General features: G+C 58.9%; 12 protein-coding genes. 6 read left to right on the top strand and 6 right to left on the bottom strand.

The genetic code is table 11. From position 1 onward, the window contains the following. Positions 1-4 precede the first annotated feature (4 nt). The 6 genes from BMZ32_RS06435 to dibA form a co-directional block, all read right to left on the bottom strand. Positions 5-517 (bottom strand): fasciclin domain-containing protein, encoded by a 513-nt coding sequence (locus tag BMZ32_RS06435; protein WP_167376722.1) that lies wholly within the window; start codon positions 515-517, stop codon positions 5-7. Between the two features lie 179 nt (positions 518-696). Beyond that, on the bottom strand, positions 697-2,349 hold the full coding sequence (locus BMZ32_RS06430; protein WP_090240654.1) for a diguanylate cyclase: 1,653 nt from the start codon (positions 2,347-2,349) through the stop codon (positions 697-699). Further along, on the bottom strand, positions 2,342-2,728 hold the full coding sequence (locus BMZ32_RS06425) for a response regulator (RefSeq protein WP_090240653.1): 387 nt from the start codon (positions 2,726-2,728) through the stop codon (positions 2,342-2,344). Before BMZ32_RS06425 ends, BMZ32_RS06430 begins: the two co-directional genes overlap by 8 nt. After that, a complete protein-coding gene (locus BMZ32_RS06420; protein WP_244153923.1) occupies positions 2,721-7,199 on the bottom strand; it encodes a PAS domain S-box protein in 4,479 nt (1,492 codons plus the stop codon). The genes BMZ32_RS06425 and BMZ32_RS06420 overlap by 8 nt, the downstream gene beginning before the upstream one ends. A gap of 40 nt (positions 7,200-7,239) precedes the next feature. Continuing rightward, complete coding sequence (locus BMZ32_RS06415; protein ID WP_090240652.1) at positions 7,240-8,373, bottom strand: HDOD domain-containing protein; 1,134 nt, start codon at positions 8,371-8,373, stop codon at positions 7,240-7,242. A 3-nt stretch (positions 8,374-8,376) separates the two neighbouring features. Further along, positions 8,377-10,674 (bottom strand): phosphodiesterase DibA, encoded by a 2,298-nt coding sequence (gene dibA / locus BMZ32_RS06410; RefSeq protein WP_090240650.1) that lies wholly within the window; start codon positions 10,672-10,674, stop codon positions 8,377-8,379. 167 nt (positions 10,675-10,841) lie between these two features. Between dibA and desA the strand changes: the two genes are divergently transcribed. From desA to BMZ32_RS06380, 6 genes are all read left to right on the top strand, one after another. Next, the gene (gene desA / locus BMZ32_RS06405; protein ID WP_090240648.1) at positions 10,842-12,029 is read left to right on the top strand and encodes a delta-9 fatty acid desaturase DesA; all 1,188 of its coding nucleotides are present in this window, start codon (positions 10,842-10,844) and stop codon (positions 12,027-12,029) included. 525 nt (positions 12,030-12,554) lie between these two features. Next, on the top strand, positions 12,555-13,838 hold the full coding sequence (locus BMZ32_RS06400; RefSeq protein WP_090240647.1) for an OprD family porin: 1,284 nt from the start codon (positions 12,555-12,557) through the stop codon (positions 13,836-13,838). Between the two features lie 217 nt (positions 13,839-14,055). Beyond that, positions 14,056-14,382, top strand: coding sequence for an ArsR/SmtB family transcription factor (locus BMZ32_RS06395; protein WP_090240646.1), 327 nt, complete (start codon positions 14,056-14,058; stop codon positions 14,380-14,382). Next, on the top strand, positions 14,379-14,810 hold the full coding sequence (locus BMZ32_RS06390; protein WP_090240645.1) for a YeeE/YedE family protein: 432 nt from the start codon (positions 14,379-14,381) through the stop codon (positions 14,808-14,810). The genes BMZ32_RS06395 and BMZ32_RS06390 overlap by 4 nt, the downstream gene beginning before the upstream one ends. A gap of 2 nt (positions 14,811-14,812) precedes the next feature. After that, positions 14,813-15,229 carry a DUF6691 family protein gene (locus BMZ32_RS06385; protein ID WP_090240643.1) on the top strand — a complete coding sequence of 139 codons (417 nt, stop codon included), beginning with the start codon at positions 14,813-14,815 and terminating at the stop codon, positions 15,227-15,229. A gap of 20 nt (positions 15,230-15,249) precedes the next feature. Continuing rightward, on the top strand, positions 15,250-15,441 hold the full coding sequence (locus BMZ32_RS06380; RefSeq protein WP_090240642.1) for a YgaP family membrane protein: 192 nt from the start codon (positions 15,250-15,252) through the stop codon (positions 15,439-15,441). Positions 15,442-15,469: the final 28 nt, after the last annotated feature.

Here is a 15,469-nt window from a genome sequence, read left to right as displayed (position 1 = left end):
GCTGTTACTTGGGCAGCACCACCGAGTCGATGACGTGAATCACGCCGTTGCTGGTCTCGATATCCGCCGCAACGACCGAGGCTCCATCAACGCTGACGCCATTGCTGGTATCCAGCATCAGCTCACCACCTTGTACAGTTTTTAGCGCGGACTTACCGGCCAGGTCAGCCGCCATCAGCTTGCCCGGGACGACGTGGTAGGTGAGCACGGCCGTGAGTTTGTCCTTGTCAGCCAGCAAGGCGTCGAGGTCAGCCTTGGGGATCTTAGCGAATGCCGCATCATTGGGTGCGAAGACGGTGAAGGGCCCCTCACCTTTGAGGGTATCAACCAGGCCCGCTGCAGTGACGGCGGTTACCAGGGTGTTGAATTGACCGGCGGCGACAGCGGTGTCGACGATGTCTTTCTTATCGCCGTGCATGTCTGCAAAGGCCGGCATTGCCGCGACTGTAAGGGTGGCTGTCGCTAGCATCAGCGTGCGCTTGAGGCGTTGGGTGGTCGAAGTCAGTTGAGCAAACATAAAAATCTCCTGATACAGGGTTATTTGTTTTGCACAACGTTTGTACAATAATTTTGCACTGAGTTCCGGCTTCGACATGATTTGTAAAGTTTGATTGGCACGCGCAGATGCCGGCAAACACTTTGCCGGCAGTCTTAAGGGGTCGCGGGGTTGTGCTCTTCAGGCCGCTGGCGATAGGCCTAACGCACCTGATTACGGCCGCCATGTTTGGCTGCATACAGCGCCTGGTCGGCTTTCTCCAGCAGCTCGCTGGCGCTGTTTGAGGTGTCTGCGGTGGAGGCGACGCCGGCACTGAGAGTGACTGAGAATTCGCTGCCGCTGGCGATAAAGGTCAGTTCGGCGAACCGCTGGCGGATTTCGTCGAGCACCCCCCAGGCTTGCTCGGCAGTACAGTCGGGCAGTACCACGAGGAACTCCTCGCCACCGTAACGGCCTAGGCTGTCGATACGGCGCAGGCGCTGACGAAGCAAGTTGGCCAGGGCGCGGATTACGTTGTCGCCGGCGGCATGGCCGTAGTTGTCATTGACCTTCTTGAAAAAATCGATATCCAGCATGCCCACGCTGGCCGGTTTGCCGCTGCGCAGCGCGCGCTCCAGTTCGACGGCGGCTTGTTCTTTGATATCGGCGTGCTTAAGCAGACCAGTGAGGCTGTCGCGTGACAGCGCGTTACTCAGCAGCCGTGCGCGCTGGGCGCGTGAGAACACGGCGGCGACCAGGGCGTTATCGGAGATCGGTTTGGTGACAAAGTCATCACCGGCCTTGATCAGGGCACTCATTTGCCGGTTGATATCGGTTTCCGCTGACAGGTAGATGATCGGCACACGTAGCCACTCATCGTTCATGCGGATGATCTGTGCCAGTTCAGGGCCGGTACAGTCGGGCATATTGACATCCAGCAGGATGACTTCAGGGTTGAAATCACGCATGCGGGCAAAAATTTCGGCGGGCTCATACAGCATCTCTACACGCATGTTGGCGCCGCGCAGAATCAGGCTGAAACGGCTGGCCAATTCGCGGTCGTCGTCGATGACCAGCACCCGATAAGGTTCACCTTGCTGCTGGGAGAAACAGCGTTCCAGGCGGTTTTCTAGCTGCGGGATGTCTACCGGCTTGGTGAAGAAACCCATCGCGCCGACACGCACAGCTTCGAGGTGAGTGGCGAAATCGTTTTGGGTAGTGATCACCAGCAGCGGCAATGGCTCCGCCAAGCGCTCTTGCAGGCCAGCAGCATATTGCAGGCCGGTGAGGCTTTCGTCGGGCAGATTGACGTCGACGATCAAGGCATCCGGCAACTGCTGTTGCAAGGCGGCATCCAGCTCTGCGATACGCGAGAAGTGTTCAGCTTGGTAGCCGAAATTGTTGAGCGTTTGGCGCATGTTTTCGCCAATCGCCAGCTGATCTTCGAGTATGTAGATGCGCCGTGTGCTCTGCATAGGCTTGGTGAGAGGCGCTTTTTGTGGCGCTGGCATTTGTTTCGGATCGCTCTGAAACTCCTGCTTAGCCAGCAGTTGCAAGCTGTGGCTGAACGCCTGCAGACCCTGCTGTTCTTGCTGCAGGGTGTGCAGCCATTGATCGGCGTCCAGCTCCAGCTCGCGGGCACGTTGGCCGAGGCTGCTGAAGCCGAAGGTGCCGGCGGTACCCGCGAGTTTGTGCAGCTGGTCGCGCAGGCTCTGTAGCTGTTGTACCTGTTCCTGCGGGTCTGCGGTCTGCAGCAGGCGTTCGGCGCTCTGCCCCAGCGCGGGTAACTCTTCCTGCAGGCGCAAGGCGAAGGCGTCACTCAGTTGTTGCAGGTGCTGCTGCAATGTATTGGCCGCAGTATCGCCTTTACTCATGAACCTGGCTCCAGATTTTGCGCACCTGCGCGGCCAACTGCATCGGGTCAAAGGGCTTGATGATCACATCGCGGGCACCGAGGCTGCGGTAATGAGCAATTTCCGCTGGCTGCACCTTGGCAGTCATAAAGACCACCGGCACGTGGTTGATGTCGATTAGCCGCGCGATGCGCGCCAGCGTTTGCGGGCCGTCCATGTTCGGCATCATCACATCGAGGAGGATAAAATCCGGGGCAAAGCCCTGCAGTTGGTCCAGCGCATCTTGCCCGGATGAGCAGCTGAGCACCTGAAAGCCGCCGACTGCCTCCAAGGCGATTTTGGCCACGGCTTGGATCGAAGGATCATCTTCCACATGCAGGATACGTTGCAGGTCAGGCATGGCGGTTGTCCTCGGGTTGCTGTGGCAGCTCTGGCTGCGCTTTTGCGGCCAGATTAGTCAGTTCGAGCCAGAAAGTCGCGCCTTTACCCACGGTGGAGTCGAAGCCAATCTGCCCGCCCATGCGCTCGATGATTTCTTTGCTGATCGCCAAGCCCAGCCCCGTGCCACCTTTTTGCCGGGTGTCGGTGGCATCCGCTTGGGAAAATTTGCTGAAGATCCGCGCCTGGAAGTTTTCGGGTACGCCGGGGCCATGATCGGTCACGCTGATGCGCACGCCAGCGTCATGCTGTTGCACGCGGACTTCCACGCTCTGGCCCCGGGGCGAGAACTTCGCCGCATTTGACAGCAGGTTGGCCAGCACTTGGGCCAGGCGCAGTTTGTCGACGCGCACTCGGGCGTCGGTGGCCGGGCCTTGCAGCTTGAGCTGCACCTGGTAGCGGCTGGCGTACGGTTGGTTTTCTTCGATGGCCTGTTCCAGGAGCGGTTGCAGCGCCTCATCGTGCAGGGCGAAGAGCATCTTGCCCGCCACCAGTTTGTCCATGTCGAGCAGGTCGTTGATCAGCAGGTTGAGGCGCCCGCTATTGTCTTGGGCAATCTGCAGCATTTGCTGAATGGCGGCGGGCACTTCACCCAGCGCACCGCCGTTGATCAGACCCAGCGAACCCGCGATGGCGGTTAGCGGTGTGCGCAGTTCATGGCTGACGGTGGAGACGAACTCGCTCTTCATCCGCTCGATGCGTTTGCGTTCTTCGATATCGCGGATGACCGCAATAAAGCGACGTTCGCCCTGATAGCTGATCTGCGAGACGGCCAACTCGATGGTGAAGGATTCACCGTTGCTGCGCATGGCGCTCAGTTCGATGTCCTTACCGAGCATCTTCTGGATGCCGGTTTTCAGGAAGTGGCTGATATAGCGGGCACGCATCGAGCGGTGTGGTTCTGGCAGCAACAGGGTGGCACGGTGCCCTGAGACCTCCAGGTGGCTGTAGCCGAAAATGCGCTCGGCCGCGTGGTTGAAGGTTTCGATATAGCCCTGTTGGTCGACGGTGATGATCGCATCGAGGACGTTGTCGAGCAGGGCGCGCAGGTAGTCCTCGCGTTCGCGAATGGCCATTTCGGCGGCGATACGTTCGCTGAAGTCTTGAATCTGCGAGACGAAATGCACGGGTTGGCCGGCGCTGTCACGCACCAGCGACACGCTGAGCAAGGCCCAGATGATTCGTCCTTGGCTATCTAGGTAGCGTTTTTCCATCTCATAGGTGTTGATCTCACCGGCCAGCAACTCTTCTATATGCTGCAGGTCCGCGTCCAGGTCATCGGGGTGGGTGATCTGTTGGAAGCTGCTATGCAGCAGCTGTTCGCGGCTATAGCCGAGCATCTCGCAGAGCTGGTCGTTAACTTCCAGCCACTGCCCCTGCAGAGACACCAGCGCCATGCCCTGAGGGGCGGTACTGAAGGCGTTACGGAAGCGTTGTTGGCTCATTTGCAGCTGGTCTTCTACGCCTTTGCGGTCGCTGATGTCCCAGATAAACCCGGAGATCCATAGCAGTTGCCCCGCGTTGTCGTATTCCCCGCGGCCTTTTTCCCTTACCCAGACGCTATGGCCGTCGGCGTGTTGTACGCGGTAGGTGAGCTCGAAGGACTCTTGGCGCTCGATGGCGCTTAGTGCGTGGTAAGTAATAGGCAGGTCGTCGGGGTGCACCACGCTGGAAAAGCTGCGCACGCGATTGTTGATGAATTCATTGGCGGGGTAGCCACTGAGGGCGAAAACTTCCTCACTCAGGTAGCTCATGGTCCAGTTGGCATCGTTGCGGCAGCGGTATACCGCGCCGGGCAGGTTGGCCACCAGACCGCGGAAGCGGCTCTCGCTCTTCTGCAGGGAGCGGGTGGCTTGATGTAGGTCGTTAATATCGCTGGCAATGCCCAAGTAGCCGCTGATGGCGCCATGACTGTCGCGCATAGCACTGACGGTAAGATTGACGATGCGTGGTTCGCCATCCTTGCGCACATAGGTCCACTGGCGGGTTTCCGGTCCGCCCTTGTCCGGTATGCAGGTGAACACGTTAAAGCCGCTGATCTCGCAGCCTTCCTCGCGGCTGAGTTGAGCACCACGGGCCTGAATCTCATCGGCCAGGTGGAAGCGCACGGAGCTGTGCTGGCCAATGACGTCGGCGCTGTTATAGCCAAGCTGGCGTTCTGCTCCGGAGTTGAACAGGGTGATCTGACCCTGGATATCGGTGGTGATGATCGACACCCCGGTGGCCGAGTCGAGTACTGCCTGTAGAAAGAGCCGCGCTTCAAGGGCTTGCTCTTCATGGCGCAGGCGCTCCAGGGTGGCGCCGATCCAGCGGGCGAACAGGCGCAAGAACTCTTCATCCGCTTCATCGAAGGGAGCATGGCGTGCCTCACTGGCGGCATAGCACAGGGTGCCGAAGCGCTCACCGGCGACCCAGATGCTGGTGCCGATATAGCTTTCCAGGGCAAACAGCGGGTAGCAGGGGTGCGCGGCGTAGTGACTCTCGCCCATGTTCGCAATGGCCAGTACATCGTCGCCCTGCAGGGCGATGCTGCAGTAAGTGTCACCCAAGACAAAGCACTGACCATCATGCAGGCTGTCGGGCGGTGATACCTGAACCAGCACCTGGTAATTCTGCGCCTCAATCTGGCTGATGATGCCAATTGGCATGCCATAGAACTCTGCTCCCAATTGTAGGGCCTGACGCAGTTGTTCTTTTGTGCTCAGTTTGGGTAGTGCGGCAATTTCGTTGAGCGCGCGCAGGGCCGCCTGCTGACGCTGCCAGCGTTGTTGCGTCAGCGTCTGCTGACTGTCGCGGCGCAGCGCATCAAGCACCTGACCCAAGGTGGCCAGCAGTGGCTGCAGCTGTGTGATGAAGTCGTCGTAGCCGCCCTCGCGATTGGCCAGGCCGAGCATGCCGAGTAGTTCGCCATTGGCGTGAATCGGCAGACCAGCAAACGCCAGCAGCGGCGGGTGGCCTGGTGGCAAGCCAGCGCGTTTGGGATGGTTGACGGCATCGTTAGTGATCAACGGCTGACCGCTGCGAATCACCTGGCCAAACAGGCTGTCGAGGTTGCGAAATTCCAGGCCCTGCAGCATGTGGGCGTCATAAAAGGCACGGGTGTCTGCGTCCCAGGCGATATTGCTGATGGCGAAGGTGCGCAGAAAGCGCACGCCGCCATCGTCCTGCAAAATTTCACCGATAAAACCGAACTGACTGGCGCTAACTTCGAGAATCCGCACGAGTAATTTGTCGAAGGCTTCGCGCTGATTGTCTGTATTGATATAGACCGCCTGCGTCTCGGCGATCAGCGCCAGCAGTTGGCGTGACTGTTCAATGTGCTGGTTTTGCTCCTGCAGTGCGGCGTTGTGCTGACGGATCACCCGCTGGCTGCTGTGTCGGGTAGCCTGCAACAGCAATAACAACAGTGCTTCGGCGGCGCACCAAGCCAGCAGCCATTTACCCACCAGCCAACGCCGGTCGCTTTGGTGCTGGCTGAACAGTGTGCTGATATCGCGCCAGGTCAGGGCCAAGACCTGGCTGTCGCCACCACTCACGGCGGCTTGATAATCACTTAAACGCACCTGATTGAGCAGGTATGTGCGGCCTTGATCGTCCAGCAGTTTGAATGTATTGCCGGCCTCGGGCGCAGGCAGGCGCTGTTGCGCTTGCCAGTTCTGCACTTGCACCTGAGAGAAGCCTGCCAGGTGCCAGTATTCGCTGTTTGTAATGGGGGTGTGGCGCACGTCAGTGCTGCTGCCCGGCGCGCGGATCGAACGCTTGAACAGCAGGGCTACCCCCGCATCCAGTTCGTGATCCAGCTGTTGCAGGTAACCCAGTACATCGAGGCTGACTTCCAGCGCGCCGACGTTGGCGGGTCCCTCAAGGCTTGCTGCGCGCAGCGGCACGATGGCGCGCATGCTTAGGCTTTGCGCGCTGGCGATCAAACCAGCCGTCGTTGTGGACTGGGCCAGGCTGTCGAGCAGCATGGGTCGTTGCGCGCTGGGGAAGTCGGCAAACCATTGCGGCTTATGCACCCGCAGCAGCACCTCGGCTGCCGGGGCCAGGTGGACAAACAGAGCGAACGGACGAATGCTTTGCAGGTTGCGCCAGCGTGGGGCAAGGCGGGTGTAAAGCTGGTTACGAATGGCGTTGAGGCTTTGTATATCGATGGGTTCACTGCTTTGCAGGGCATGGGCCTGACGCACCAGTTCGATCAGCCAGGCGTCGGCGGCAATGGTTTCGGCCAGCAGTTGCGCCTGTTGCTGCAGCTCTTGCTGGCTGTTGCGCAAGGTCAGGCTTTGCAGCTCATGTTGCTTGGCGATCTGCTGGTCCCAAAGGGCTTGCTGCTGGTTTAGCGCAAGGCCGCCGAGGACGCTAAAAAATACCGCCAGACTGAGGCTGCCCAGGCCGACAATCCAGTGGATGGCGCTGAGCCTGTTCTGCTTATCCATCAAACGATCCCGTCATGCGCGTGCTCTTAAGTAAACGCATTCAAGCTAAACCTGCCAGCCTGCGCAGGCGTGCCTGCTCGGGGTCATCGTGGTTTGTGTTGAGTTCGCAGGCCGCGAGGCGCATTAGAATATTTTCACGTTTAACGTTACTGCTTGGCAGGGCGTAGCACGCGCCGATCAGTTCGCGTAGCTGCATGGGTAATTGCCACTGGGCCTTGATGCTGATGGCAAAGGGGCCGCTGAACTGGTCGAGCGCCTGCATGATTTGCTCTTCGCTGAAGCTCTGGCCACTGTCTTCCCACACCTGTGCCTGGTACAGCACGCACAGCTCTCCCATGCGGTGCAGCAGGGCGGCGCAATGGAACGGTGCCGGGTCCATGGCGCATTGCCGGGCGAGGCGGGTGCTGCGTTCGATCAGCTGTTCGGTGCTGTCCAGGTGCGCCTGGGCAAACAGGCTCAGCATGGGGTTCTGCAGCGCACTGGACTGGCGCAGCGCCAGGCCCATGGCCAGGTTGAGGCTGTTTTTGGCTCCCAGTTTTTGCAGGGCTTCGAGCAGGTTGGAGCAGGGCTTGCCGCCTGCGTTGTAGGCACTGCTATTGGCCACACCCAGCAGACGAACACTGAGTGCAGGGTCTTGTTGCCATTCACTGGCCAGCTGGCGCAGATCAATTTGCTCGCCTTTGAAACTTTGCAAAAGGCGGTCGCGCACCTGTGCGTTGAGAGGTAATTGCAGCTCGTTGCTAGGCAGGCTGTACAGGTGTGCAAGCAGGTCGTGTTGTGCGTCGTCGGCCTGCGGTGGTGGCTGGTCAATGTCTGGCGGCAGGAGGGTTTCCAGGCTGGCGGCAACATGCGCCGCTTGGAAGGGCTTGCTGATAAAGGCGTTGATCTTCAAGGCACGCACGGCCATTACGCTGGCGCGGTCGGAGCGCCCGGTAATCACCACTAGGGGCGTACTGCTGCTATCGCGGCGCACCTGCTCGAGCAAGCGGGTACCGGGCCCATCCGGCAGGTTCCAGTCACTGATGACCAAGTCGGCCGGTCGCTGTTGCCATTCCTGCAGGGCGGCGCTGACGCTGCTCAGGCACACCACTTGGCAATCAGGGCGTAGGCTGAGGACGATCTGTTTGAGCAGGTCGGCAATCCAGCTGTCGTCTTCAAGAATCATTACACGCATGGGTTACGCCTTGGTCGGTCGCGTGTCGACGCGAGATGTAAGCTGTGTGATCAGTTGTTCTGCCGGTTGAGGATGCCCGAAATAATAGCCCTGAGCATGGTCGCAACCGAGTTGCTGGAGCAACTCGACTTGCTCGACCCGCTCAATGCCCTCGGCCAGCACCTTGAGCCCGAGGCTATGACCGAGGGCGAGTACCGCGCGGGTGATCGCGACATCGCTCGGGTCGTGCGGCAGACCGCTAATAAAACTCCGGTCGATTTTCAGCTTATGCACCGGCAGGCGCTTGAGCCGTGCCAGGGAGCTGTAGCCGGTGCCAAAGTCATCGATGGCCAAGTGTATGCCGAGTGCGCGCAAGCGTTGGAGTAAGGCCAGTGCCGCGTCGGGGTTGTCCATCACCGCGCTTTCGGTCACTTCCAGCTCTAGGCATGCGGGGTGGAGGCCGGTAGCGCGCAGCACCTCGGCCACCCGTTGATCCAACTCACCACGGCTGAACAGCCGGCTGGAGACATTCACCGCCACAAACTTCAGGGCATGACCGGCGGTTTGCCAAGCGACCATCTGCCGGCAGCTTTGCTCCAGTACCCAGGCGTCGATCGTAGCAATCAGCCCGGTTTCTTCGGCTATCGGAATAAACTCACCCGGCGCAACTAGCCCGCGCTGCGGATGCTGCCAGCGCACGAGCGCTTCGACGCCGATCATTTCCTGGTTGCGCAGGCAGATCAGCGGTTGGTAGTAAACGCGCAGCTCTTGGTTGACCAGGGCGTGGCGCAAAGCGCTGGCCATATCGACACGCTGGCGTGCATGTTCAGTCAGCTCCTGGCTGTAGAAAGCATAGTTTTCTCGGCCGCTGTTCTTGGCCTTGAACAGCGCCGAGTCGGCATTGCGCACTATCTGTCCGGCGTCGTCGGCGTCGTCGGGGTACAGGCTGATACCGATGCTGGCGGTGATAAACAGCTCTTGCTGATTGACCTTAAAGGCCGCGCTCATGCAAACCTGCAGGCGCTGCGCCATCACCGCTGCCTGCTCGGCGCTGCTGCAGCCTTCGTCGAGCAGGCCGAATTCGTCACCGCCCAGGCGGGCCAGGGTCATGCGCTGACCGAGTTGTTGGCTAAGGCGTTTGCCAACATCCTTGAGCAGCAGGTCACCGATGTTGTGACCCAGGCTTTCATTGATGTGCTTGAAGTGATCGAGGTCGATCAGCAGCACCGCGCCGCTCTGGCCGTCGTGCCTGGCGCGCTCGAGGGCATGCTCGACACGTTCGGTGAATAGCAGGCGATTGGGCAGATCACTCAGCGGGTCGTGGTGGGCTAAATAGTCGAGCTCATTTTGTGAGCGTTTCAGTGCGCTGATGTCGGAGAACACCGCGACGTAGTGGCTGACCTCGCCCTGTTCATCGTGAATCACTCGGATGCATTGCCACTGCGGGTAAATTTCGCCGCTCTTACGCCGGTTCCACACCTCGCCGCTCCAAGCACCGTGGTTTTGCAGGGCATGCCAGAGGCTGCTGTAGAAGCTTTTATCGTGGCGACCGGATTTAAGGATGCTTGGCGATTGACCCAGAATTTCCGCTTCGCTGTAGCCGGTAATACGGGTGAACGCCGGGTTGCAGTGCACGACATGCTGCTGCGCATCAGTGACCAGCACACCTTCCTGAGTGGCATCGAACACCACCGCAGCTTGGCGCAGGCTGTCTTCGTCCTTGCGCTGCTGGGTGATATCGCTGGCGGTGCCGATCAGGTGTTCAGCGCGGCCTTGCTTGTCCAGCAGCAAACGCCCGCGTGCTTGAATCCAGCGATAGCTGCCGTCCTGGTGTTGCAGCCGGTAGCTCACCTCGTAAGGCGCTGTGCTGAGCGTGCTCATACGCCGCTGAATATTGCGCGCGAACGTCACGCGATCATCGGGATGCAGGCGTTGCTCCCAATGCTGACGGTTATCGCCCAAGGCTTCGGGGTGAAGGCCCAGCAGGGCGGTATAGCCGGGAGAAAAGTACACTTTGTGCTGTTGCAGGTCCCAGTCCCAAATGCCCCCCTCAGCAGCCTCCAGTGCTTGGTGCAGGCGCTTTTCACTGCGCTGCAGGGCTTGATGTCCTTGCTGCTGGTGCTGTTGATGGCTACGCAAAATCGAATACAGCAAGGCTGCGGTGAACAGTACAAACGCCAGCCCTTTGAGCAGCTGCGCGCGCTCCAGCTGCGGCAGTGGCAGGCTCAAGGTCATCAGGAATCCGTCGCTTAATAGCACCCAAATTGCTGCGGCACACGCATAGCTGAGGGTCAGGCGCCAAGCGCCTTGTGGAGCAGTCATGGGATAAACGCGAGTCCTTTACCTAAAGCCGGAAGTATAGATGCTGAGAGGCGGGCAACATTCTTATGCAAAAGACCAACTGGTTTTCTGATCAGGGTCAGGGATAATGCCTGTCGACGTGTGCTAATAATCGATACGTCTTTTCTTCTGCACGAGGCACACGGTCCATGTGGTACAACGGTTTTCTTGATCTGTCGGTCTGGCAGTTGGTCGCAGTTACCCTGCTGATGACGCACGTTACCATCGTTAGCGTCACGGTTTATCTGCATCGCTACTCGGCGCACCGCGCGCTGGAGCTGCATCCTGCACTGAAACACTTCTTCCGTTTCTGGCTGTGGCTGACCACGGCGCAGAACACCCGTGAATGGACCGCGATCCACCGCAAACACCACGCCAAGTGCGAAACCGTTGATGATCCGCACAGCCCAGTGGTCAAAGGCTTGAGCACTGTACTGCGTACTGGTGCTGAGCTGTACGCCGAAGAGGCAAAGAACCCGGAAACCCTGCGCATCTACGGTAAGAATTGCCCGGAAGACTGGATCGAACGCGACCTCTACTCGCGCTTCCCGGTTGCCGGCGTGATGCTCATGGGCTTTATCGATCTGGCCTTATTTGGTGCCGCAGGTATTACCATTTGGGCGGTCCAGATGATGTGGATACCGGTCTGGGCAGCGGGCGTGGTCAATGGTCTGGGCCATGCGGTCGGTTACCGCAACTTCGAATGCCGTGATGCTGCGACCAATCTGGTGCCTTGGGGCATCCTGATTGGTGGTGAAGAGTTGCATAACAACCATCACACCTACCCGAACAGCGCCAAATTGTCGGTGAAGAAGTGGGAGTTCGACATGGGCTGGTTCTGGATCAAGCTGTTCAGCCTGCTCGGCTTGGCCAAGGTACAGCGTGTCGCGCCCATCGCTCATCGCGTCGCCGGCAAGCGCAACCTGGACATGGACACTGCCATGGCCATCCTTAACAACCGTTTCCAGATCATGGCGCAGTACCGCAAGTTGGTGATCGCACCGCTGGTGCAGCAGGAGCTGGCCAAGGCCGATGCCTCTGTGCGCCACCACTTCTATCGTGCCAAACGCTTATTGTCGCGTGAGCCGAGCCTGCTCGATGACGGCCATCATGCGCGCATTCAGCGCATGCTTGAGCAGAGCCAAGCGCTGAAGGTGATCTACGAGAAGCGCCTGGCTCTGCAGCAGATCTGGGTCAAGACCAGCAGTAATGGCCACGACATGCTTGAGGCCATGAAGCTCTGGGTTAGCGACGCCGAGGCCAGCGGTATTCAGTCGCTGCGCGAGTTCGCCGAGCAGCTGAAAACCTATTCGCTGCGCCCCGCTAACGCCGCTTAATCCAGCGTCTGTTTGCATATACCCGCCACTCGGCGGGTTTTTATTGCCTGGCATTCAAGCAGATCAGGCTCCGGGTAGCATGGCGATAAACCGCCTTTTGTATTTATTGATAAGCAGAAATCCGCTTATTGCTGGCGCGGCAGTCCTTTCTACACCTGCTTGGATGGAAGCAGAGCCCAGTAGTACCAGGCTTGGCGAGCGCTTTGGCGTAGCTGGCATAGTATCTGCCTAGGACTCAGCGCATAACGGTCGGGATCAGCGGCCGACAATAACAATGAAGAGACCTGCACCATGATCTGCACCTGCCTATTGTTCTGTTCGCATTCTCCGGCTCGCGCCGAGCGCCCTCACGCGCCCACCTGATTTTGGTTATTGCACGATCGGCCCCTGGTCGCAGCACGCCTGTGCCTGCCTGCCGCCGGCCCCTGCAATAACCTCTCGAATTCGGTGCGTGCCTGCCGCTTCGCTGGTTTGAAGTCAGTTAGCGCACCGATGTGCAACCTACACATCACTGGAGAAAATATAATGAGAAAGACCTCCCTGGCACTGGCTGTTGCGGCCAGCACCTTGGGCTTGTCCCTGAGCCAAGCCGCCTTTGCCGACTTTATCGGCGACAGCAAAGCCACACTCGAAGCGCGTAACTTCTATTTCAACCGTGATTTCCGTGAAGGCACCGGCCAGTCCAAACGAGAAGAGTGGGCTCAAGGCTTTATTCTGCGCGCTGACTCTGGCTTCACCGAAGGCACTGTCGGCTTTGGTCTAGATGCCATTGGCATGGTTGGCTTCAAGCTGGATTCCGGTGGTGGTACCTCGGGTACAGATCTGCTTGTGCCAGATGGCCCAGCGAATATTCAGCCGAATGGCTCTCAGGATTACTCCTCTGATCTGGCCGTTGCCGCTAAAGCCAAAGTATCGAACAGCACGCTGCGCGTAGGCAGCATGCAGTTCAAAAACATGGCCATCGCTTCCAGCGACAGCCGCTTGACCCCGCAAGTATTTAGCGGTGGCCAACTGATCTCCCAGGAAATTAATGGGTTGACGCTGGATGCTGCGCGCATTCGCGAAGTGAACGATCGTAACTCGGGTGACTTCCAAGACATCCGCATCACTACCAGCAGCGGCGCGAATGGCGGCACTCGTGGTATCACCACGACCGGTGGTGCAGCCACTGACAAGTTCACTTACCTGGGTGGTACCTACAAGGTCAACGCTGATCTGACCGCGGCGTACTACCATTCCGAGCTGGACGATCTGTATAAGCAGAACTCGTTCAATTTGGTACACATGCTCCCGCTGGGCGACAAGCAGACCTTAAAAACTGATGTGCGCTACGCGCGCTCCACTGATGATGGTCGCAGCAACGTCGACAACAATGCGTTCGGCGCCATGATGACCTACGGTATTCAAGGTCACAGCTTCGGTCTGGGCTACCAGAAAATGAGTGGCGACACTGGTTTTGCCTACATCAACGGCACTGACCCGTTTCTGGTCAACTATGTTCAGATCGGTGACTTTTCCAATAAAGATGAGAAGTCTTGGCAAGCACGTTACGACTTCAACTTCGCATCGGTCGGCATTCCCGGTCTGACCTTTATGACTCGCTTCCTGAGCGGCGATAACATTGACCGTGGTAGCAACGTTTCTGAGGGCAAGGAGCGAGAGCGCAATACCGAGCTAATGTACGTATTCCAGGAAGGCGCGCTGAAGAACCTAGGTGTGCGCTGGCGCAACGCGGCGATGCGTAACAACTTCGGTCGCGATATCGACGAAAACCGCCTGATCGTCAGCTACACCCTGCCGCTGCTTTGATCGCGCGGTAACAGGCTAAGCGGTTATCCCCGCGCGGCCTAAGCAGAATAAAAAACCCGGACCTTGTTCCGGGTTTTTTGTGCGCGCTATTTATTAATGAGCAGTGAGTGCAGCGTCGTTGCTAAGGGCTGGGGAGGTTGAGCGCGCACCTAAGTAGAGGGTTGCTATTCAATATATAAAAGAATAGATTGTTTTTATCTTAATTGAGTTGCACGCCATGAACGCAGACGAAACCCCATTCGATATTCAGCAGTTGCGCGCCAATGCAGATGCGGCAGGGCAATTACTCAAAGCCCTGGGCAATCCGGATCGGCTGTTGTTGTTGTGTCAGCTTTCCCAGGGGGAGCGTAATGTCAGCGAGTTGGAGGCGCTGCTTGGTATTCAGCAGCCCACCTTGTCGCAGCAGTTAGCTGTGCTGCGCCGTGAGGGCCTCGTGGAGACCCGTCGCGAGGGCAAGCTAATCTATTACTGCATCAGCAGCCCGGCGGCGCTGGCGGTGATCAACACCCTTTATCAAGTGTTCTGCGCAGGTACCGAAAAATGACGATTGACTGGTACAACTTCACACCCTGGAGCGCCTTGGCCGGCGGCGCGCTGATCGGCCTGGCGGCGAGTCTGTTTGCCGTGATGAATGGCCGGGTGGCGGGTATTAGCGGTCTGCTCGGCAGCCTGTTGGGAGCCGGTGAGGGGCGCGGCGAAAAGGCCCTGTTTCTGCTCGGCATCCTGCTCGCGCCGTTGCTCTGGCAGCTGTTTAGCAAGCTGCCGGCAATTGAGATTCACACGGGCTGGTTGGCGCTGATAGTCGCCGGGTTGCTGGTTGGTATCGGTACCCGCTATGGCTCGGGCTGCACCAGTGGGCATGGCGTCTGCGGCTTATCGCGGTTATCGCCACGCTCATTGGCAGCCACTCTGAGCTTTATGGCGGCGGGCTTTGCCACCGTGTTTGTTTTACGTCACTTGCTGGGAGCCTGAGCATGCGCAAATTGATGGCGTTTCTCGCCGGTGTGATTTTCGGTATCGGCCTGCTGACGGCGGGTATGGCTAACCCGGCCAAAGTACTGGCTTTTCTCGACCTGACGGGCGCTTGGGATCCTTCGCTGGCGCTGGTAATGGCCGCAGCCATTGGCGTGGCGTTTTTGCCCTTCAGTTGGGCGGGCATGCAGCGCACCAGCCTGCTTGGCGCGCCGATGCAGTTACCCGGCAAGCGCGAGTTGGACCGCCGGTTAATCGGCGGCAGTCTGCTGTTTGGCATGGGCTGGGGGGTTGCCGGGATCTGTCCAGGCCCCGCGGTGGCGCTGCTGTTGACTGGACATGGGCAGGTGCTGGTGTTCGTGGCCGCGATGCTGGCGGGAATGCTTGTGTTTGCTGCGCTGGAACGCCAGCGCAGCTGAGTGAGGATCGGGAGATCACGATGAAAGCAAATATTGGCACCTTCGACCGCGCCCTACGCATTGCCGTAGGCCTTATTCTGATCGGCTTGAGCCTGAGCGGCGTGATTGGCTGGTGGGGGCTGATTGGCCTCGTACCACTGGCCACTGGGCTGTTTCGATCGTGTCCGGCGTATTCGCTGTTAGGCATCAATACCTGCAAGACCAAGCGTTAACCCACCGCGATACTGACCGGCTTAGCCG

Origin of the sequence: Pseudomonas guineae (assembly GCF_900113745.1) — a bacterium.
Taxonomy (GTDB): domain Bacteria; phylum Pseudomonadota; class Gammaproteobacteria; order Pseudomonadales; family Pseudomonadaceae; genus Aquipseudomonas; species Aquipseudomonas guineae.
Note: the sequence above shows the minus strand (reverse complement) of the source record. Positions and strands in the feature narration are given on the sequence as shown.